The sequence below is a fragment of the Streptomyces adelaidensis genome (genome assembly GCF_016598475.1).
In the GTDB taxonomy this organism is placed as follows: Bacteria; Actinomycetota; Actinomycetes; order Streptomycetales; family Streptomycetaceae; genus Streptomyces; species Streptomyces adelaidensis.
Map to the genome: position 1 here is coordinate 1 of NZ_JAEMUX010000017.1, position 19,520 is coordinate 19,520.

General features: G+C 71.0%; 15 protein-coding genes. 1 reads left to right on the forward strand and 14 read right to left on the reverse strand.

The features are described from left to right. The first annotated feature begins 135 nt into the window (after positions 1-135). Positions 136-1,524 (forward strand): OFA family MFS transporter, encoded by a 1,389-nt coding sequence (locus tag I8N67_RS12470; RefSeq protein WP_200303025.1) that lies wholly within the window; start codon positions 136-138, stop codon positions 1,522-1,524. A gap of 84 nt (positions 1,525-1,608) precedes the next feature. Here I8N67_RS12470 and I8N67_RS12475 read toward each other — a convergent pair whose 3' ends face one another. The 14 genes from I8N67_RS12475 to I8N67_RS12540 all read right to left on the reverse strand — a co-directional run bounded on the left by I8N67_RS12475 (position 1,609) and on the right by I8N67_RS12540 (position 19,498). After that, positions 1,609-2,628 (reverse strand): sugar phosphate isomerase/epimerase family protein, encoded by a 1,020-nt coding sequence (locus I8N67_RS12475; protein ID WP_200303026.1) that lies wholly within the window; start codon positions 2,626-2,628, stop codon positions 1,609-1,611. Between the two features lie 60 nt (positions 2,629-2,688). Beyond that, a complete protein-coding gene (locus tag I8N67_RS12480) occupies positions 2,689-4,110 on the reverse strand; it encodes an alkaline phosphatase family protein (protein WP_200303027.1) in 1,422 nt (473 codons plus the stop codon). After that, the gene (eboE, locus tag I8N67_RS12485) at positions 4,107-5,276 is read right to left on the reverse strand and encodes a metabolite traffic protein EboE (protein ID WP_200303028.1); all 1,170 of its coding nucleotides are present in this window, start codon (positions 5,274-5,276) and stop codon (positions 4,107-4,109) included. The genes I8N67_RS12480 and eboE overlap by 4 nt, the downstream gene beginning before the upstream one ends. Positions 5,277-5,279: 3 nt before the next feature. Then, positions 5,280-6,128 (reverse strand): TatD family hydrolase, encoded by an 849-nt coding sequence (locus I8N67_RS12490; protein WP_200303029.1) that lies wholly within the window; start codon positions 6,126-6,128, stop codon positions 5,280-5,282. After that, positions 6,128-6,811 (reverse strand): EboA domain-containing protein, encoded by a 684-nt coding sequence (locus I8N67_RS12495; protein ID WP_200303030.1) that lies wholly within the window; start codon positions 6,809-6,811, stop codon positions 6,128-6,130. Before I8N67_RS12495 ends, I8N67_RS12490 begins: the two co-directional genes overlap by 1 nt. Then, positions 6,808-7,878: a sugar phosphate isomerase/epimerase family protein gene (locus I8N67_RS12500; protein ID WP_234045577.1), complete on the reverse strand. Its 1,071-nt coding sequence runs from the start codon at positions 7,876-7,878 to the stop codon at positions 6,808-6,810. The genes I8N67_RS12495 and I8N67_RS12500 overlap by 4 nt, the downstream gene beginning before the upstream one ends. Continuing rightward, on the reverse strand, positions 7,875-9,041 hold the full coding sequence (locus I8N67_RS12505; protein ID WP_200303031.1) for an inositol-3-phosphate synthase: 1,167 nt from the start codon (positions 9,039-9,041) through the stop codon (positions 7,875-7,877). Before I8N67_RS12505 ends, I8N67_RS12500 begins: the two co-directional genes overlap by 4 nt. A gap of 206 nt (positions 9,042-9,247) precedes the next feature. Beyond that, positions 9,248-10,657, reverse strand: a complete 1,410-nt coding sequence (locus tag I8N67_RS12510) for a ThuA domain-containing protein (RefSeq protein WP_200303032.1) — start codon at positions 10,655-10,657, stop codon at positions 9,248-9,250. 9 nt (positions 10,658-10,666) lie between these two features. Continuing rightward, positions 10,667-13,171 (reverse strand): PQQ-dependent sugar dehydrogenase, encoded by a 2,505-nt coding sequence (locus tag I8N67_RS12515; RefSeq protein ID WP_200303034.1) that lies wholly within the window; start codon positions 13,169-13,171, stop codon positions 10,667-10,669. Positions 13,172-13,286: 115 nt separating this feature from the next. Further along, on the reverse strand, positions 13,287-14,291 hold the full coding sequence (locus I8N67_RS12520; RefSeq protein ID WP_200303036.1) for a sugar phosphate isomerase/epimerase family protein: 1,005 nt from the start codon (positions 14,289-14,291) through the stop codon (positions 13,287-13,289). A 25-nt stretch (positions 14,292-14,316) separates the two neighbouring features. Then, positions 14,317-15,606: a Gfo/Idh/MocA family protein gene (locus I8N67_RS12525; protein ID WP_200303037.1), complete on the reverse strand. Its 1,290-nt coding sequence runs from the start codon at positions 15,604-15,606 to the stop codon at positions 14,317-14,319. A 129-nt stretch (positions 15,607-15,735) separates the two neighbouring features. Beyond that, positions 15,736-16,773, reverse strand: a complete 1,038-nt coding sequence (locus I8N67_RS12530; RefSeq protein ID WP_200303038.1) for a substrate-binding domain-containing protein — start codon at positions 16,771-16,773, stop codon at positions 15,736-15,738. Positions 16,774-16,820: 47 nt separating this feature from the next. Then, on the reverse strand, positions 16,821-17,837 hold the full coding sequence (locus I8N67_RS12535) for an ABC transporter permease (protein WP_200303039.1): 1,017 nt from the start codon (positions 17,835-17,837) through the stop codon (positions 16,821-16,823). Then, positions 17,834-19,498, reverse strand: coding sequence for a sugar ABC transporter ATP-binding protein (locus tag I8N67_RS12540; RefSeq protein ID WP_234045579.1), 1,665 nt, complete (start codon positions 19,496-19,498; stop codon positions 17,834-17,836). Before I8N67_RS12540 ends, I8N67_RS12535 begins: the two co-directional genes overlap by 4 nt. Between the last annotated feature and the right edge of the window lie 22 nt (positions 19,499-19,520).

Consider the following 19,520-nt stretch of genomic DNA (forward strand, 5'->3'; position numbering starts at 1 on the left):
TGGGGGGCGGTCGATGAGCTGAGTCACGGCTCGAACCACGGGGCCTGCGGCGACCGCTCACCGCGGGCCCCGGCGCAAAGAAGCACGGACAGGGGGCGCTGGCCAGACTTCTTCCACGCGAGGGGTTCGATCGACATGGCAACAACTGACATCTCCACATCCGTCCCCTACAGGGAGGTGACGGACGCCAACGGCCGGATGTACCGGGTCGGTGAATCCGACCTGGACATCATGGGCCGCAAACGCAAGTGGATGGTCATCCTGCCGTGGGTGGGCATGATGGGCATCAGCTCGGCCGAGTACGCGTTCGCGTCCGCCGAGGACACCCTGCACACGGCGCACAGCTGGAGCAGTGCGCACATCTTCTGGATGCTGGGCGTCTGGGTCTTCTTCCAGGCGGCCGTGGCCTTCCCCGCGGGCAAGCTGCGGGAGAGCGGCAAACTTCCGGCCCGCTGGGCGATGATGTGCGGCGCCGTGGGCACGCTGCTCGGCTATCTCTCGCTGGCGTTCGCGCCGCATGTGATCGTCGCGTACATCGGCTTCGGCATGTTCAGCGGCATGGGCGCGGGCATGGTCTACGCGACCTGCGTGAACATGGTCGCCAAGTGGTATCCGGAGCGCAAGGGCGGCAAGACCGGCTTCGTGAACGGCGGTTTCGCCTACGGTTCGGTGCCGTTCGTCTTCATCTTCACCGGCTACATGGACCTCACCAACTTCCGCTGGGTGCTCGTCGCGGTGGGTGTGTTCCTGGCCTCGGTCGTGGCCGGGGCCGGCTACTTCTTCCGGGACCCGCCGAAGAACTGGTGGCCGCCCGAGGTGGACCCGCTGAAGAAGCCCACCGACGCGCGCGCCCGGCGCGCACTGGAGAAGAACCCGCCGGCCGTGCACCAGTACACCCCCAGGGAGGCGTGGAAGACGGGCCGCGTGGGCCTCATGTGGTTCTGTCTGCTGTGCACCTCGGGTGTGAACATCTTCGGTATCGCCTTCCAGGTGCCGTTCGGTGACGAGGCCGGCTTCGCCGGCGGCATCGTGGCGACCGCGATGTCACTGAAGGCGATCGTGAACGGCACGGGCCGCGGTGTCATCGGCTGGCTGTCCGACCGCTACGGCCGCAAGCAGTGCCTGATCTTCGTCTGTATCGTCCTCGGGCTGTCGCAGTACGGCATCCTGTTCGCCGGGAACATCGGCAACCTGCCGCTCTTCCTGCTGTTCTCGTCGATCTCCGGTTTCGGCGGCGGCGCCATCTTCCCGATGTTCGCCGCGATGACCGCGGACTACTTCGGTGAGAACAACAACGCCTCCAACTACGGCCTGGTCTATTCGTCAAAGCTGGTGTCGGGCCTGCTCGGTTCCGGCATGGGCGCGGTGGTGGTCAGCGCCTGGGACTACGCCGGCGCCTTCGTCCTGGCCGGCTCGATCTCCCTCTTCGCCGGTTTCATGGCCCTGTTCCTGCAGCCGCCGGGGCGGCCCAGGAGCCGGCACATCACTCCCAACCCCCGTCCGCTCGGGGACGAGGTGGCCTGACGCCTCGGCGTACGGCAGCAGGCGGCCGCTCCGTGGTCCCGCACCACGGGGCGGCCGCCTGCTGCCGTTCTCACCCGACCTCGGTCAGCATTTCTCCCGCAGCGAGTGCAGGTGCTCGCTGGAGCGGCGGGCGAAGGTGAAGGACTCGGTGGGATTGTCGTGTTCGGCCTGCCAGTGGTGGTCGAATCGGTGGCCCTTGAGGCGGGTCACCGCCGAGATGAACTTCTGGTAGTCGATGTCGCCGTCGCCGACGTCCACCATGCGGTAGCCGAAGGGATTCGACGGGTCGCTCTCGCCGTCCTTCACATGGAACAGCGGGTAGCGGTTCGGGCGCCTGAGGACGTAGTCGAGGGGCTCGAACGGCGCGGGCTTGCCGTCGGGCCGCTTCGAGAAGCGGAACTGGGCCACGTACGCCCAGAAGATGTCCAGCTCCAGGAAGACGAGGTCGGGATCGGTCTCGCGGAGCAGGACGTCGTAGAGGCGGACCTTCGGGTTGTCGGTGGCGAAGGAGAACTCCTCGGAGTGGTTGTGCTGGTAGAACTTCATGCCCCGCGCCCTGGCCGCGGCGCCATAGGTGTTGAACTCCTCGGCCGCCCGCTTCCAGGCGTCGACGGTGGAGCCGTAGCGGAACGGGCCTGAGGCGGTGCCGATGTGCTTGAGGCCGAGGGCCTGGGCGTCGTCGAGCACCTTGTCGAGGTTCTGGGCGAAGGTGTACGCGTTCGGGTCGCTGGAGTAGTAGCCGACGTGGCTGCCTATCGGGGTGAGGCCGTAGTTGCGGGCCAGCCGCTTGAGCTGGGCGAGCGTGATGGGGCCCGCCGAGCCCTGGGTGTAGCCGGCGAACTCGACCTCGTCGTAGCCGTACTTCGCCAGTTCGGCGAAGACGGGCGCGAAGCCGAGGGTGGAGACCTTGTCGCGCAGGGAGTAGAGCTGGACGCCGAGTCGGCCGGGCGGGAGGACGGGGCGGCTCCGGCCTGTCGCCGCCGTGGCGGGAGTGGCCGCGGTGCCCAGCAGTGCGGCGGCCGTGGCGCCCGCGGCGACGCCGAGCATGCCTCGTCTGCTGAGACGGTGGGTGAGTTCGGGATCCGTGCGGTGAGTGCGGCTCATGACTGGAACTCCTCTGGGTGGAAGGGCGTTGTCAGTGGTGAGTGCTTCACTTGTGACCAGTCAGGACTTGTGAGTACTTGTCACCGGCCGGGAGAGACCGGCCAGTCGGAGCAGCAGTGCTTTCACATCGGTGGCCGCGACACGGTCGCCGACAGCACGGGGGGTGGAGCAGATGATGAGCGGACCGTCGTCGTCGCTCATGGGCAGGCGGCCGTGGCTGCCGCGAATAGGCGAGGGATCCAGCGGCACGACCGCCATGCGGTAGCGCAGGCCGAGTTTCTTGCGGGCCAGCGCCGTGGCCGCCTTGAGCTTCACATACGGGTCGAGCGGGTCCATGAACAGCTCGACCGGGTCATAGCCGGGTTTGCGGTGGATCTCGACCAGACGCGCGAAGTCGGGCGCGCGGGCGTCGTCGAGCCAGTAGTAGTACGTGAACCAGGCGTCAGGCTCCGCGACGGCGACGAGTTCGCCGGAGCGCGGATGGTCGAGGTGATGGGCCTTCTTGCCCTCGTCGTCGAGGAGTCGCTCGATGCCGGGCAGGTCCGCGAGGGCTTTCCTGGTCGCTGCCAGGTCCTCGGGGCGGCGTACGTAGACGTGGGCGATCTGGTGGTCGGCGACCGCGAAGGCCCGTGAGGCCATCGGGTCCAGGTACTCCATGCCGTCCTGTGTGTGTACGTCGAGGAGGCCGGCGCGGCGCAGGGCGCGGTTGATGTCGACGGGGCGGTTCACCGGGGTGATGCCGTATTCGGAGAGCGCGACGACGGTGCGGCCTTCCGCCCGGGCGTCGTCGAGCAGGGGGGCCAGGGCCTGGTCGAGGTCGGCGGCCGCCTTCAGGGAGCGCGGGTCGTCGGGGCCGTGGCGCTGCAGGTCGTAGTCGAGGTGAGGGAGGTAGCACAGGGTCAGGTCCGGGTGTCGGGTCCGGATGATGTGGCGGGTGGCGTCGATGATCCATCGGCTGGAGACCAGGTCGGCGCCCGGTCCCCAGAAGTGGAAGAGGGGGAAGGTGCCGAGTTTCGCGGTGAGTTCGTCGTGCAGGGCCGGGGGCCGGGTGTAGCAGTCGGGTTCCTTGCGGCCGTCGGAGTAGTAGATCGGACGGGGGGTGACGGTGATGTCGGTGTCGGCGCCCATGGCGTACCACCAGCAGATATTGGCGACCGTGTAGCCGGGGTGTACGCGGCGGGCGGCGTCCCAGAGCTTGTCTCCGGCGACGAGACCGTTGTGCTGCCGCCACAGCAGGACGTCGCCGAGGTCGCGGAAGTACCAGCCGTTGCCGACGATGCCGTGCTCGGCGGGGAGCGTGCCGGTCAGGAAGGTGGACTGGGCGGCGCAGGTGACGGCGGGCAGGACGGTGCCGAGCGGGGCGCGGGAGCCGGACCGGCCGAGGGCCTTGAGGCGGGGCATGTGGTCGAGGAGACGGGGGGTGAGGCCGACGACGTCCAGGACGAGGAGCGGGGTGGGAGCGGCTGGGGTGCGGCCGGTCATGGCAGCTCCTTGAGGCCGAGGTCCGTCAACAGATCTCGGGCCAGGGCGAGTTCGGCGGCGATGCCGTCGGCGAGCTGGGCGCGGCCGCGGGGGCGGAGTTCGGGTGGGAGGGCCTGCCAGGTGTAGGTCTCGACCTCCAGATGGCGGGTGAGGGGGTGGGGGCCGCCGACCAGGTGGGTCAGGGCGGCCTTGAGTACCGGGAGCGTGGAGGTGAGGGGTGCGGCGGGGGCCGCGTGCAGGGGGACGTGGAAGTGGGCGCGCCAGGGTGCGGCGTCGGGGAGGACGTCGCCGGTGAGGGCTTCGCCGAGGTCGTCGGTGCCGCGCGGGCCGGCGGCGGTGGAGGTACGGGTCTGGTGCAGGAAGCGAGGCTCGTCGAAGGCGGCGAGGGCTTCGCGGACCTCGGGGTGGTGGGGGTGTTCGGCGTGCAGGGCGGCCGAGAGCTGGGATTTGACGACGGGGACGCCGGCTCGGGTGAGTGCGTCCAGGGCGGTGCGCGGGTCTTCGAAGGAGGTGGCGAGGTGGCAGGTGTCGACGCAGATGCCGATGCGGTCGTGGCCGATGTCGGTCAGGGGGCCGATGGCGTCGGCGGTGGTCTCGACGGTGCAGCCGGGTTCGGGTTCCAGGCCCACGCGGATGGAGCGGCCGGTCAGTTCGGCGACGGCGTCGAGGCGTTCGGCGAGGGTGCGCAGCGCGGTGCGGGCCCGGGCGGCGCGGGTGTCGTCGTAGACGGTGCGCCAGGCCAGGGGCAGGGTCGAGATGCTGCCCTCGGTGACGTCGTCGGGGAGAAGGTGGGCGAGGACGCGGGCGAGGGAGGTGGTGTGTTCGAGGCGTTCCGGGTCGGCCCAGTCCGGCCGGTAGACGCGGTACTTGACCTCTTCGGCGCCGAAGCCCTCGTAGGGGAAGCCGTTGAGGGTGACGACTTCGAGGCCGCGCCGGTCGAGTTCGGTGCGCAGGCCGCGCAGGGCGGACGGGTCGGTGACCAGCACCTGGGCGGCGTCCTTGGCCAGCCAGAGGCCGATGCCGAGGCGGTCGCGGCCGAGGCGGCGGCGTACGGGTTCGCAGTGGTCGCGGAGTTGGGCGAGGATGCCGTCGAGGGTCTCGGCCGGGTGCACGTTGGTGCAGTAGGCGAGGTGGACGGTGGAGCCGTCGGGGTGGCGGAAGCGCATGGGTCACTCCCCGCCGCGCAGGATGCTGTTGCCCTCGTGGGTGGCGTCGGGGGCGGTGACGTCGAGGGCGAGGCGGCCGCTGAGTCCGTAGAAGGCGACCGGGTTTCGCCACAGGACCAGGTCCACGTCGTCCTCGTCGAATCCGGCGTCGAGGAGGGCGTCGCCGACCCGACGGGTCTTGATGGGGTCGCTTCTGCCCCAGTCGGCGGCGGAGTTGACCAGCACCTTCTCCGTGCCGAACGCCTTGATGACGGCGACCATCCGCTCCTCGTCCATCTTGGTGTCCGGGTAGACGGAGAAGCCGAGCCACGAGCCGCTGTCCTTGGCCTCCTTGACGGTGGTCTCGTTGAGGTGGTCGAGGAGGACCCGCTCGACCGGGAGCTCGGAGGCCCGTACGGCGTCGAGGGTGCGGCGCAGGCCGGTCGGTTTGTCGCGGTGCGGGGTGTGTACGAGGGCGGGCAGGCCGTGGTCCGCGGCCAGTTGCAGCTGGTGTTCGAGCGCGAGGTCCTCGGCGGGTGTCATGGAGTCGTAGCCGATCTCTCCGACGGCCACGACCCGGTCCTTCAGCAGATAGCGGGGCAGCAGATCGAGCACGGGCGTGCATCGCGGGTCGTTGGCCTCCTTGGGGTTGAGGGCGATGGCGCAGTGGTGGGCGATGCCGTACTGGGCGGCACGGAAGGGTTCCCAGCCCAGCAGGGAGTCGAAGTAGTCGGTGAAGGAGGCGGGCGAGGTGCGGGGCTGTCCCAGCCAGAACGCCGGCTCGACGACGACGCGGACGCCCGCCTGGTGCATCGCCTCGTAGTCGTCGGTGGTGCGTGACGTCATGTGGATGTGGGGGTCGAAGATGCGCATCAGGACTCCTTGCCGTCGATGCCGTTCTCGTCGGCCGGTGGGGGCGCGGTCAGGGCCAGGACGCGGTACAGGTCCTCGGGCACGGGACGGCCCGCGGCGGTGCGTTCCTCGGCGAAGTCGCCGAGCATGCGGGCCAGTTCGCTGTCGCCGTGGGCGCGGCGGGCAAGGTCGGTGATCTCGTCGACACGGACGCCGGTGAAGAGGCACTTGAGGACGGCGTGCCGCCAGTCGTGCGAGGCGAGACGGCGGGCGCCGTACGGGCCGAGTGCGGCGGCGACGAGCCGGGTGTCGTTGGTCCGCAGGGCGTCCTCGACGAGATGCAGCGCGTCGGGGCCGGGCACCAGGTGGGGCAGCGCGTGCAGCACTGCCCGGCGTTCGTCGGCGGTGCCCTGCCGGTAGACGCGGGTGAGCGCGTCGGTGTCGGCGCGGGCCGCGTGCAGGATCAGGACGCGGACGGCGTCGGCGTGTTCGGGACCGCAGCGGCGGCCCGCCTCGGCGAGGCGCAGCTCCCAGACGGAGATGGGTCCATGGGTTCCCGGATGATCGGCGGCCTCGTCGAGCGCCCGGCCCAGCCAGGCGCGGGCGGCGCCCGCGAGGTGGGCGTTCAGGTGGCCGCGCAGTTCGGCGGGGGCGGTGCGGGCCGGGTGGGCGGCCGGGGTGGCCCGCGCGTGGTGGTGGATCACGTGGCGCTCCCGTTCGGCGGCGGCGTCGGCGTCGGCGTCATGGGGCTGTCCTGCGGTGCCCGGGGCCTGGCGGTGCCGACTCCGGCCGAGCCGGTGGGGGTGACTGCTCGGAGGAAGGAGAGGGACTGTTCGGCGAAGTGGGGGCCGGCGTGGGAGTGCCGGGGTAGTTCCACGACGGTCAAGGCCCGGTAGTCGATGGCGGCCAGGGCTTCGAGGACGGGTGGGAAGTCGATCTCGCCGTCGCCGAGGGGGAGGTGTTCGTGGACGCCGCGGCGCATGTCCTCGATCTGGACGTGGCGGAGCCAGGGCGCGGCGGCGCGGACACAGTCGGCGGGAGGGAGGGGTTCGAGGCACTGGCAGTGGCCGAGGTCGAGCGTGAGGCCGAGGGCGGCCGGGCTGTCGAGGGCCACGCGGAGGCGGTGGAAGTCGGCGAGCGTGGCGAGGAGGTGACCGGGTTCGGGTTCGACGGCGAGGGGGATGCCGGCGTGGGTCGCGGCGTCCAGGACGGGGGTGAGCGCGTCGGGGAGGCGTTTCCAGGCGGTGTCCGCGTCCGTGCCGGGTGGGGTGACGCCGCTGAAGCAGTGCACGGCGTGGGCGCCCAGGTCGGCGGCGACCCGGACCGCCCGGACGAGCAGGTCGGCCCGGCGGGCGCGGTCGGCGGGCTCGGGGTCCAGCAGGGTGGGGCCGTGTTTGCGGCGGGGGTCGAGGACGTAGCGGGCGCCGGTCTCGACGGTGACGGTCAGGCCGAGGGCGTCCAGCCGTCGGGCGAGCCGCCGGGTGCGGGCGGCGAGGTCGGGGGCGAGGGGGTCGAGGTGCATGTGGTCGAGGGTCAGACCGACGCCGTCGTAGCCGAGGTCGGCGAGCAGGGCGAGGGCGTCGTCGAGCCGGAGGTCGGCGAGGCCGTTGGTGCCGTAACCGAAGGAGAGGGAGGTGGGCGGGGTGGTGGTGCTTGACGAGGTCGGCCGGGGCGACTGACCGGGCTGATGTGACTGGTAGGGCTGGTGGGGCTGTGGTGTGAGTGGTGAAGGCGTACCGATGTTCGTCGGGAAGGGCGGCGGTGGCTTCATGCCGGGCCCCCCTCGGAGAGCCCCGGCCGCTGTCGCGGAATCCGTCGCGGCCGGAGCCGCTCCGCGAACCCCGCCAACGCCGCGTACTGCTCGCCCAGGGACGCGGGCCCCTCGCCCAGCGGGTCCTTGAAATAGAAGCCCAGCTCGGTCAGGGGGCCGGTGAGACCGCGTTCGTGGGCTCGGGCGAGGAGGCGGGCGAGGTCGAGGACGAGGGGGGCGGCCAGCGCCGAGTCGCAGCCCTGCCACGTGGTCTGGAGGACCATCCGCGTGCCGAGGAAGCCGTCGAAGGCGATGTGGTCCCAGGCGGTCTTCCAGTCGCCGAGGGCGGGCACGTCGTCGATGTGGGTCTCACCCTCGGGGGCCGTGCCCAGCGTGTCGGCGACGACGCGTGCCTTGCCGGCGTTCTTGGCAGCGGCGGCGGCCGGGTCGGCGAGGGCGGCGCCGTCACCACCGCCCAGGAGATTGGTGCCGGACCAGGCCCGGACGGTCAGGGCCCGCTGGGCGAACATCGGGCCAAGGACGGACCTCAGGAGTGTCTGGCCGGTCTTGCCGTCGCGGCCCGCGTAGGGGAGGGCGGAGGAGGAGGCGAGGGAGGCGAGTTCCGGGTGGTGGAGACCGGTCGAGGGGGTGAAGTTCACGTAGGGGCAGCCCGCCCGGAGCGCGGCCGCCGCGTACAGGGAGCTCGGGGGGAGGGTGGTGGTGCCGGTGGGCGCGGGTTCCGTCGAGGCCAGGTTCACCACCACGGCCCGGGTCAGTCCCCGTCGCCGTACGAAGTCCTGGATGTCTGCGGTGAAGGACGCGATCAGTTCGGCGGGGGCACGGGTGTCGCCGGGGAGGGGGCCGCCGGGCCTGATCTCCTGGTCCGCGGCGGCCAGTTCGGCGGTGACGGCGGCGGGGAGGTCGTGGGGCAGGACGCCACCGGCGGCGAGGGCCTCCGCGCGTTTGGGCAGAGGGCAGTCGAGTGTGTCGTGGCCACCGAAGACGAGGGTGGCGAGTGCGGGCAGGCCGGAGTCGGTGAAGAGCGGGGTTTCGGTGACCAGGCCCGTCGGGGCGTGCAGGCCCGCTGTCATGGCCGCGCAGCCCGCGACGACGGTGGTGGCGACGGAGCCGCGTGCCCCGATCAGCCATACGCCGACACGCGGTGGGGAAACGGACACGGACATGGGCTGCCTCCTTGTCGAACACGTCGAACACGTCGAGCACATCGAGCACATCGAGCACATCGAGCACGTGGAGCACGTGGAGCACGTGGAGCACGTGGAGCACGTGGAGCACGTGGAGCACGTGGAGCACGTGGTGCGGAATCCCTCGAAGGGACGGGAGAGGGGAGACGGCGGGCGGGGGTCCGGCGTCCCCCGCCCGCCGTCGCTCAGTCGCCCGGAGCCGGAGCCGGGGCCTGGATCGGCGCCGGAGTCGCCGACCCGTCGGCTCGCGCGGGCAGTTCCTTGATCCGGATGTCGCGGAAGGACACCTGGTCCTCGGCACCGTGGTTCTGGATGCCGAAGTGACCGTCGCGCAGGCTCCGCGCCGGATCGGTGTTGGTGAAATCGTTGATCCGCACGCCGTTGAGCCAGACCTGGAGGCGCTCGCCCTCCACGCGGATCTCGTAGGTGTTCCACTCCCCCGGCGGGTTCAGGGCGCGGTCGCGCTTCCTGATGTCGGCGGACCGGAAGCCGTAGACGGACCCGGTGGTCCGCTCGGGTACGTCGGTGGCGTCGATCTGGATCTCGTAGCCGTTGTTCACGGCCGACCACGGGTCGTCCGAGGGCGGGAAGCCCACGAAGACACCGGAGTTGTCGTCACCCGAGGCGCCCGCCATCTTCCAGTCGAGCTTCAGGGAGTACGAACCGAAGCCCGAGGCGGCGTACCAGAGCATGCCCATGCCGCCCGACGACGTCAGCGTGCCGTCGTCGGCCGTGGTGAACGAGCCGGGGCCCGCCTGCCGCCAGCCGGCGAGCGAGGTGCCGTCGAAGAGCGGACGGTAGCCGTTCTCCGGCCGGCAGTCGGCCTGGGCCTCGCCGATCGCCCACCGGATGCCGCCCAGCAGGTGCTGCCGGAAGGCGGGTTCGGCGAACGACTCCTTGGTGTGGCCGCCGCCGGTGTAGAAGGAGCGGCCACCTTGGTAGTTCTGGCACCAGGCGATCGGGTGGTCGCCGTTCATGGTGCCGCCGCTGTACGACGACTCGTCGAGCGAGGCGAGGACATGGGCCCGGTCGCGCGGGTTGGAGCGGTAGTCGTACCACTCGTCCGTGCGGTTCCAGGTCGCGCCCAGGCCGGCGGTGGCCGGATGGGCGTGGTCCTCGACGTCGAGCGTCGCGGGCTGGATCGCGGGGTGCGACCGGAAGTACGCGCCCGCGAGTCCGCCGTAGAAGGCCCAGTCGTACTCGGTGTCGGCGGCCGCGTGGACGCCCACATAGGCAGCCCCGCGTTTGATGTACCGCTCGAACGCGCCCTGTTGGGCCGCGTCGAGGACGTCGCCCGTCGTCGAGAGGAACACCACCGCGTCGTAGCGTCCGAGGTTCCGGGCGGTGAAGGCGGCGGCGTCCTCCGTGGCGTCGACCGCGAAGCCGTGGGCGGCGCCCAGCTCCCGTACGGCCGCGATTCCCTCGGGGATCGAGTCGTGGCGGAAGCCCGCGGTCTTGGAGAACACCAGTACCCGGGACTTGTCGGAGTGGGGAGCGGAGCCGCCCGCCTCATCCGACACGGCCGGTCCCGACACACATCCGATCAGCAGGGCGGCACCGCCCAGCGCGGCCCACATGCGTCCGTTCGTCGTCATGACGCCCCCTCACCGCTTGGTGAAGGTGAAGTCGTCCACGTCGAACAGGCTGCCGGAGCCGGTCCCCTTGAACACCAGATAGAGGGTGGTGGTGGAGCGCGGGGCCCGGGACAGGTTCGCGGTGACGTCCTGGAAGGTCTCCCAGCCGCCGGTCACCGGCACGGTCGTACTGCCGAGGAGACGGCCGGTCGGAGATCCCGCGCGAACCTCCAGCTTGCCGCCGGCGCCCCCGGAGGAGACACGCGTGGTGAGCTTCGTGGCGTCGGACAGGACGTACGGCGTGAAAGAGATCCAGTCGCCGCTGGAGATGTCGCCGACGGTCTTGCCGCCGTGGGCGGTCTCCTTCGACTGCACGGTGATGCCGGAGGAGTCGCCGTAGTGCTCGGCCTGGCGGTGCGTGGGCTGGACGACGCTCTGGTCGTGGGTGGTCAGCGGGGCCTGGCCGCCGCCTCCGCCGTCGGTGTACTCCGCGTCGAAGACCCCGAAGATGTTGGCGTTCTCGTCGTGGCCGCCGTCGGCGCTGGTCTGGATGGTGCCGGTGCAGCCGTTGACGGAGGTCACGGGGTGGCCGTGGCTGTCGTGGCCGAGGACGAAGGTGACCTTGACCTTGGAGCAGTCGATCGGGCGGCCGTCCTCCGGGTCGCTCACCTTCACCTTGAACGGTACGGCGTCACCGAACGCGAACAGCTGGCCGTCCCGCGGGAGTTGCAGCTCGACCTTGGGCGCGGTGTTGCCGACGACGATCTGCACGCTCGCGCTGCCGGTCCGGCCCGAGGCGTCCTCGGCGGTCACGGTCGCCGTGTAGGTGCCGTTCTTCTTGTAGGTGTGCGCCGGGTTCGCCGCCGTGGACGGGCCGCCGTCGCCGAAGTCCCAGCGGTAGGTGAGGGCGTCGCCGTCGGCGTCGGTCGTGCCGGCGGAGGAGAAGCGGACCTTCAGCTTCGCCTGGCCCGAGGTGCGGTCGGCGGCCGCCTGGGCGACCGGGGAGTGGCCGTCGGTGGCGTTCTCTATGCGGTAGAGCGCGGAGTGCTCGTCGCCGCCGAACCAGGAGACGCCGTAGTCGAGGACGTACAGCGCGCCGTCCGGGCCGAAGGTCATGTCCATGATCTGGGTGCCGGTCCACGGGACGGAGTTGATGGACTGCACGGTGCCGTCCTCGTCGGAGGTGATCCGCTTGATCCAGCGGCGGCCGAACTCACCGGCGAAGAAGTCGCCGTCGTACGCCTCGGGGAACTTCACAGGGGAGTCGAGCGAGGCATCGTAGTGGTAGACCGGGCCGCCCATCGGGGATTCGGAGCCGTCGCCGAACTCCGGGACGGAGGCGCCGTTGTAGGGGATCCAGGCGGTCTCGGCGGGTGGCAGATCGGTGAGGCCGGTGTTGTTGGGCGAGGTGTTCTTCGGGGCCGCGCAGTCGAAGGCCGCGCCCGAGGTGCCGGTGGCGAAGTCGTAGTCGACGTAGGCGTCGTTGGCGCCGGTGCAGTACGGCCAGCCGAAGTTGCCCGGCTTGGTCACGCGGGCGAACTCGACCTGTCCGGCCGGGCCGCGCGAGGGGTTGGCGGCGCCCGCGTCGGGGCCGTACTCGCCGACGTAGAGGATGCCGGTTTCCTTGTCGACGCTGAAGCGGAACGGGTTGCGGAAGCCCATCGCGTAGATCTCGGGGCGTGTCCTGTCCGTGCCGGGGGCGAAGAGGTTGCCGTCGGGGACGGTGTACGAGCCGTCGGCGGTCACCTTGATGCGCAGGATCTTGCCGCGCAGGTCATTGGTGTTGCCGGAGGTGCGCTGGGCGTCGAAGGCCGGGTTGCGGTTGGACCGCTCGTCGATGGGGGTGAAGCCGTCCGACTGGAACGGGTTGCTGTCGTCGCCCGTCGACAGATAGAGGTTTCCGTCCTTGTCGAAGTCGATGTCGCCGCCGACATGGCAGCAGATGCCGCGGGAGGCGGGGACGTCGATGACCTTCGTCTCGCTGGCGGCGTCGAGGGTGCCGTCGGTCTTCAGGACGAAGCGGGAGAGCCGGTTGACACCGTCGAAGGGCGCGAAGTCGGCGGCCGTGCCGGTCTCGGGGGCGTCGCCCGCGGGGGTGTCCAGCGGGGGCGCGTAGTACAGGTAGATGAAGCGGTTGTCGGCGAACCCCGGGTCGACGCCGATGCCCTGCAGGCCCTCCTCGTCGTGGCTGTACACGTCGAGCTTGCCCGCGAGCCTGGTGTTGCCGGCCGCGTCGGTGAGACGGAGTTCGCCGTCGCGCGAGGTGTGCAGGACCGAGCGGTCGGGGAGGACGGCGAGCGACATGGGCTCACCCGTCTCCGGTTCGCCCTTGGCGAGGGTGACTTGCTGGAAGTCCTCGGCCGCGGCGGCCTGCGAGGCGGCCCGCGGGGCCGCTTCGGCCGCGCCCGCGGCGGGCGAGGTCAGCGAGAGCGATGCGCCCGCGAGCAGCAGACCGCTCAGCAGTGCGAGGGGCCCGCGGAGTCTCCGGCGTCTGAAGAGACTGGTGGGGTGTCTGTTGTCGTCGTACGGGTGCACGAGATGCCTCCAAGGAGGGGCTGGTCGTACCGAGGTGTGCGGGTGTGTGCGGTACGCCGGGGTGCGCCGTCACCCCGGAGCGACAAGGGGCCGTGTCGGCCGAGCTCGTTCGGGCCTAGTCGTTGCCGCCGAACGCCGCGTCGAAGGCGGCCGTGGGCGGTTCGAAGTCGTACGCCTTGAGGTGGGTCAGGGCCTCGGGGGCGCCCTGGAGCCGGTCCATGCCTGCGTCCTCCCACTCGACGGAGATCGGGCCCTGGTAGTCGATCGAGCGGAGCATCCGGAAGACGTCCTCCCAGGGCACGTCGCCGTGGCCCGCGGAGACGAAGTCCCAGCCGCGGCGCGGGTCGCCCCAGGGCAGGTGCGAGCCGAGGCGGCCGTTGCGCCCGTCGAGCCGCTTGCGGGCCTCCTTGCAGTCCACGTGGTAGATCCGGTCGCGGAAGTCCCACAGGAAGCCGACCGGGTCGAGGTCCTGCCACACGAAGTGCGAGGGATCGAAGTTCAGACCGAAGGCCGGGCGCCGGTCGACCGCCTCCAGTGCGCGCTGGGTCGTCCAGTAGTCGTACGCGATCTCGCTCGGGTGGACCTCGTGGGCGAACCGGACGCCCTGGGCGTCGAAGACGTCGAGGATCGGGTTCCAGCGCATCGCGAAGTCGTCGTAGCCGCGCTCGATCATCGACTCGGGGGCGGGCGGGAACATGGCGACCAGATGCCAGATGGCGGAGCCGGTGAAGCCGATGACGGTGTCGACGCCGAAGGCCGCCGCGGCCCGCGCGGTGTCGGCCATCTCGGCCGCGGCCCGCTGCCGTACGCCCTCGGGCTCGCCGTCGCCCCAGATCCGGGCGGGCAGGATGGCCTGGTGGCGTTCGTCGATGATGGCGTCACAAACGGCCTGCCCCACCAGGTGGTTGGAGACGGCCCAGCACTTCAGGCCGTACTTCTCCAGGAGTCGGTGACGCGAATCTACGTACGACGGGTCCGCGAGGGCCTTGTCGACCTCGAAATGGTCGCCCCAGCAGGCGAGTTCGAGTCCGTCGTAGCCGAAGTCGCGGGCGAGGCGGCAGACCTCTTCGAGGGGCAGGTCTGCCCACTGGCCGGTGAAGAGCGTGAAGTCGCGCGGCATGTGCGGGGGCCTCCTCGGACCGGGGTCAGACTGCTGTCGGGGTGTCGGTCGGTGTGTAGACCGAGTTCTTCGCCGCGCTCTCCTCGACCGCCGCCAGCACCCGCTGCACCTGGAGTCCGTCGGCGAAGGACGGCTCGGGACGGGTTCCGGCCGCGACGGCGTGCACGAGGTCGCGGGCCTGGTGGACGAAGGTGTGCTCGTAGCCGAGGCCGTGCCCCGGCGGCCACCAGGCGTCGAGGTAGGGGTGGTCGGGCTCGGTGACGAGGATGCGGCGGAAGCCGGCGTGGGCGGCGGGTTCGGTGTGGTCGTGGTAGGAGAGCTCGTTGAGCCGTTCCAGGTCGAAGGCCAACGAGCCGCGCTCACCGTTGAGTTCGATGCGCAGGGCGTTCTTGCGGCCGGTGGCGAAGCGGGTCGCCTCGAAGGAGGCGACGGCGCCGGAGGCGAACCGGCCGGTGAACAGGGCCGTGTCGTCGACGGTGACCGCCCCGCGCCCGGCCGTGCCACCGGCGAAGGCGAGACCGCCGGCCGCCCCGGCGGGCAGCGGCCGTTCCCGTACGAAGGTCTCCATCAGCGCGGACACCCCGGTCACCGGTTCCCCCGCCAGGTACTGCGCGAGGTCGACGATGTGCGCGCCCAGGTCACCGAGCGCCCCGGAGCCCGCGGACTCCTTGCGCAGCCGCCAGGTCAGCGGGAACTCCGGGTCCACCAGCCAGTCCTGAAGGTACGTCACCCGTACGTGCCGCAGCGCGCCGAGCCGTCCCTCGGCGACCATACGGCGGGCCAGCGCGGTGGCGGGCACCCGACGGTAGTTGAAGCCGACCATCGCCAGCTGGCCGCGCTTGTACGCCCCTTCGGCCGCCCCCGCCATCGCCTCCGCCTCCTCGACCGTGTTGGCGAGGGGCTTCTCGCAGAGCACGTGCTTGCCGGCGGCCAGGGCGGCGAGGGCGATGTCGGCGTGGCTGTCGCCGGGGGTGCAGATGTCGACGAGGTCGATGTCGTCGCGGGCGATCAGGTTCCGCCAGTCGGTCTCGGTCGCCGCCCAGCCGTGCCGGTCCGCCATGGCCCGTACGGCCTGCCCGTCGCGGCCGCACACGGCGGAGAGGACGGGGCTGAGCGGCAGGTCGAAGACGTGGCCCGCGGTGCGCCAGCCCTGGGAGTGCGCGGCGCCCATGAAGGAGTAGCCGACCATGCCGACCCGCAGCGGGGGCTTCCCGGCGCCTCCGCCTGCCGCCTCCACCGGCGAGTGCCCGGCATCGGGCTCGCCGGCCCCCGCCTCCTCCGCCTCGGCCTGGTCGGGCTGCTGCGGCTGTCCCATGCGTGTGTCCTCCTCGTCGTCGCGGCGCGGTGGGGGGTGAGGCCTGCCGACGTTGCCCGGACAGGTGATGCCCGGTCAGGTGTTGCCCGGTCAGGTGTTGCCCGGTCAGGCCCCGTCCGGCAGGACTCGTCACTTGAAGCCGGTGGGCATGTACTGGTCGACGTTGTCCTTGTCGACGACGGCCGAGTAGAGCGTCAGCGAGGACGGGATCTCGAACTCGGCGAGGCCGCCGACGCCCTTGCCCTGGCCGAGGGCGCGGGCGAGGTCGATCGCGGAGGCGGCCATGGTCGGCGGGTAGAGGACGGTGGCCTTGAGAACGCCGTCGTCCTTCTTGATGGCCTGGAACGCGGACAGGGCGCCCGCGCCGCCGACCATCAGGAAGTCGTCGCGTCCGGCCTGCTCGATGGCGCGCAGGGCGCCGACGCCCTGGTCGTCGTCGTGGTTCCACAGCGCGTCGAAGTTCGACTGCGCCTGGAGGAGCTGGGCCATCTTGGCCTGTCCGGACTCCACCGTGAACTCGGCGGCCTGCCGGGCGACCTTCTCGATGTTCGGGTAGTTCTTCAGCGCGTCGTCGAAGCCCTTGGTGCGCTGCTTGGTCAGCTCCAGGTTGTCGAGCCCGGCCAGCTCGACGACGCGGGCGTTTCCCTTGTCCTTGAGCTGCTCGCCGATGTAGTGCCCGGCGCTGAGGCCCATGCCGTAGTTGTCGCCGCCGATCCAGCAGCGGTACGCCTGTGGGGAGTTGAAGATCCGGTCGAGGTTGACCACGGGGATGCCGGCCCGCATCGCCTTGAGGCCGACCTGGGTGAGGGCCTTGCCGTCGGCGGGCAGGACGACCAGGACGTCGACCTTCTTGTTGATCAGGGTCTCGATCTGGCCGATCTGCTGGGCGGTGTCGTTGGAGCCCTCGGTGATCTCCAGGGTGACGTCCTCGTACCGCTCCGCGCGGCTCTTGGCGTTCTGGTTGATGGCGTTGAGCCAGCCGTGGTCGGCCTGCGGTCCGGCGAAGCCGATGGTGACCGCCTTGCCGGGCTTGTCGTCGGCGGCCGTCTGCTCGGCGGCGGCCGGGTCGTCGTCGGATTCGTTGCTGGTGCAACCGGTGAGGAGGGCGCCGGCCGAGACGGCGGCGGTCCCGAAGAGCAGTCCTCTGCGACTCGTGAACTGTGGCATGGCGGTGGACCCTTCGTGTCGGCTCTTCGTGTCGGCTCTTCGGTGTCTCAGGTGGTGTTCGCCGTACGTCGCTGGACCAGGACCGCGGCGACGATGATCGCGCCCTTGGCTATCTGCTGGACATCGGTCTGCAGGTTGTTGAGCGCGAAGAGGTTGGTGATCGTGGTGAAGATCAGGACGCCGAGCACGGAGCCGGTGATGGTGCCCCGGCCGCCGCTGAGCATGGTGCCGCCGATGATCGCGGCGGCGATGGCGTCGAGCTCGTAGAGGTTGCCGTTGGTGTTCTGGCCCGAGCCGGAGAGCACGATCAGCAGGAACGCGGCGATGCCGCAGCACAGTCCGGAGAGCAGGTACAGGTACAGCCGCTGCCGGCGGACGTCGATGCCCGCGAGCCGGGCCGCCTCCGCGTTGCCGCCGACCGCGACGGTACGCCGGCCGAAGGTCGTGCGGTTCAGCACGAGCCAGCCGGTGATCGTCACGAACGCGAAGACCAGGACGAGGGGCGGGATGCCGAGCACATAGGCGTCCCGCTCGCCGAGGCCGAGGATGGAGTCGACGGTCACGACCTGGGTGCTGCCGTCGGTGATCTGGAGGGCGAGGCCGCGGGCCGAGGCGAGCATGGCCAGGGTGGCGATGAAGGGGACAATCCCGCCGTACGCGATGAGCAGCCCGTTCACCAGGCCGCAGCCCACGCCGACGATCACCGCGGTGAAGAGGATGCCGGCGAAGCCGAACTCCTGGGTGGCGACCGTCGTGGCCCAGACGGAGGACAGCGCGACGATCGCGCCCACCGAGAGGTCGATGCCGCCGGAGGTGATCACGAAGGTCATGCCGACGGTGACGACACCGATCACCGAGGCCTGGGTGAGGACGAGTTGGAGATTGCGGGTGTCGAGGAACTCGTCGGGCCTGGTGACGCCGCCGATCAGGATCAGCACGGCGAGGACGCCGAGGAGCGAGAGGGTGCGGACGTCGGCGCGGAACGCGAGGGCGCGCCAGGCGGGGGGTTCGCTGACAGGTGTCACCTTGTCGGCGCCCCGGGGCGGAGACACGGGCTGGGTCATGAGGCCTGACTCCCTTCACCGGCCACCGGGCGATCCGAACCGGTCGCCGATCGATCCGAACCGGTCGCCGATCGATCCGCACGGGTCGCCGGGCGGCCCGCTCCGGTCGCCGGACCGCCCGAACCGGTGGGGCTGCCTGCACTTGCCACGGGGCTTCCTTCCAGGACTAGGTCGAGTACGCGGTGTTCGTCGAGTTCACGGGCGGGTGCGGTGTGCACGACGCGGCCCTCCCGCAGGACGAGCACCCGGTCGGCGAGGCCGAGGACTTCGGGCACCTCGCTGGAGACCAGCAGCACGGCCAGCCCCTCGTCGGCGAGGCGCCGCACGACGGCGTACAGCTCGGCGCGGGCGCCCACGTCGACGCCCCGGGTCGGTTCGTCGAGCAGCAGCACCCGGCAGCCGCGCAGCAGCCAGCGGGCGAGCACCGCCTTCTGCTGGTTGCCACCGGAGAGGGTGCGGACCGGTACGGCCGGGTTGTCGGGACGCAGGGACAGCTCGCGGGTCGCGGCCCGGGCGGCCCGGAACTCGGCGCCCCGGTCGATCCATCCCACGCGCGCGAAGCGGGACATCGACGACACGGAAACGTTTCTGGTGACGGACTCCAGCATCAGCAGGGCCTGCGCCTTGCGCTCCTCGGGCGCGAGTCCGAGCCCGGCACGTACGGCGGCCCGTACACTCCCCGGCCGCAACGTCCGTCCGTCGACGCTCACTTGGCCCGCGCTGGGCTTGCGGGCGCCGTAGATCGTCTCCAGGATCTCGGAGCGTCCGGAGCCGACGAGTCCGGCCAGGCCCACGATCTCGCCGGGCCGTACCTCCAGGTCGAAGGCCTCGAACTCCCCGTCGCGCGCCAGCCCCCGCACCTGGAGCACGGGCGTGGTGCCGGCGGCCGGGGCGAGCGGCCGGTCCGGGAACACGTACTCGACGTTCCGCCCCGTCATCAGCGCCACGACGTCACGCGTCGGCGTCGACTTCGCGGGCAGGCCACCCGCGACGGCCCGCCCGTCCTTCAGTACGGTCACCCGGTCGCCGATCCGCCGGATCTCCTCCAGCCGGTGCGAGATGTAGACGACGGCCACCCCGGCCGCGGTCAGGTCGCCCACGATCCTGAACAGGTTGTCGACCTCGTCCGGGTCGAGCGCGGCCGACGGTTCGTCCATGACGATGAGCCGTACGTCGTGGGAGAGCGCCCGGGCCATGGACACGATCTGCCGCTGGGCGGCGGACAAGTCTCCGACGAGCCGCGCCGGATCGACTTCGGGATGTCCAAGTCGCTTCAGCAGGGCGGCGGTCGACGCCCGAGAGGCCTTTCCCCGTACGACGAAGCCGGCGGCCGTGGGTTCATGGCCGAGGTGGACGTTCTCGGCCACCGACAGGCCTTCCACCAGGTCGAGTTCCTGGTAGATGGTGGCGATGCCGAGGCGCATGGCGGCGATCGGCGACTTGAGGGTGACGGGTTCGCCCTGCCAGGTGATCGTGCCGTCGTCGGGCTGGTGGGCGCCGGCCAGGACCTTGATCAGGGTGGACTTGCCCGCGCCGTTCTGGCCGAGCAGGCAGTGCACCTCTCCGGCCTGGACGTCGAGGTCGACGCCGTCCAGGGCCCGGACTCCGGGGAACGACTTGGTGATGCCGGACATGGTGAGCAGCGGTGGTTCTGGTGCCATGAGTTCCCCTTGGCGGGCGTGC

Bases quoted from the DNA above. Each gene is read 5' to 3' on its own strand.
- I8N67_RS12470 (WP_200303025.1), top strand. From the start codon at position 136: ATGGCAACAACTGACATCTCCACATCCGTCCCCTACAGGGAGGTGACG.
- I8N67_RS12475 (WP_200303026.1), bottom strand. From the start codon at position 2,628: ATGAGCCGCACTCACCGCACGGATCCCGAACTCACCCACCGTCTCAGC.
- I8N67_RS12480 (WP_200303027.1), bottom strand. From the start codon at position 4,110: ATGACCGGCCGCACCCCAGCCGCTCCCACCCCGCTCCTCGTCCTGGAC.
- eboE (WP_200303028.1), bottom strand. From the start codon at position 5,276: ATGCGCTTCCGCCACCCCGACGGCTCCACCGTCCACCTCGCCTACTGC.
- I8N67_RS12490 (WP_200303029.1), bottom strand. From the start codon at position 6,128: ATGCGCATCTTCGACCCCCACATCCACATGACGTCACGCACCACCGAC.
- I8N67_RS12500 (WP_234045577.1), bottom strand. From the start codon at position 7,878: ATGAAGCCACCGCCGCCCTTCCCGACGAACATCGGTACGCCTTCACCA.
- I8N67_RS12505 (WP_200303031.1), bottom strand. From the start codon at position 9,041: ATGTCCGTGTCCGTTTCCCCACCGCGTGTCGGCGTATGGCTGATCGGG.
- I8N67_RS12510 (WP_200303032.1), bottom strand. From the start codon at position 10,657: ATGACGACGAACGGACGCATGTGGGCCGCGCTGGGCGGTGCCGCCCTG.
- I8N67_RS12520 (WP_200303036.1), bottom strand. From the start codon at position 14,291: ATGCCGCGCGACTTCACGCTCTTCACCGGCCAGTGGGCAGACCTGCCC.
- I8N67_RS12525 (WP_200303037.1), bottom strand. From the start codon at position 15,606: ATGGGACAGCCGCAGCAGCCCGACCAGGCCGAGGCGGAGGAGGCGGGG.
- I8N67_RS12530 (WP_200303038.1), bottom strand. From the start codon at position 16,773: ATGCCACAGTTCACGAGTCGCAGAGGACTGCTCTTCGGGACCGCCGCC.
- I8N67_RS12535 (WP_200303039.1), bottom strand. From the start codon at position 17,837: ATGACCCAGCCCGTGTCTCCGCCCCGGGGCGCCGACAAGGTGACACCT.
- I8N67_RS12540 (WP_234045579.1), bottom strand. From the start codon at position 19,498: ATGGCACCAGAACCACCGCTGCTCACCATGTCCGGCATCACCAAGTCG.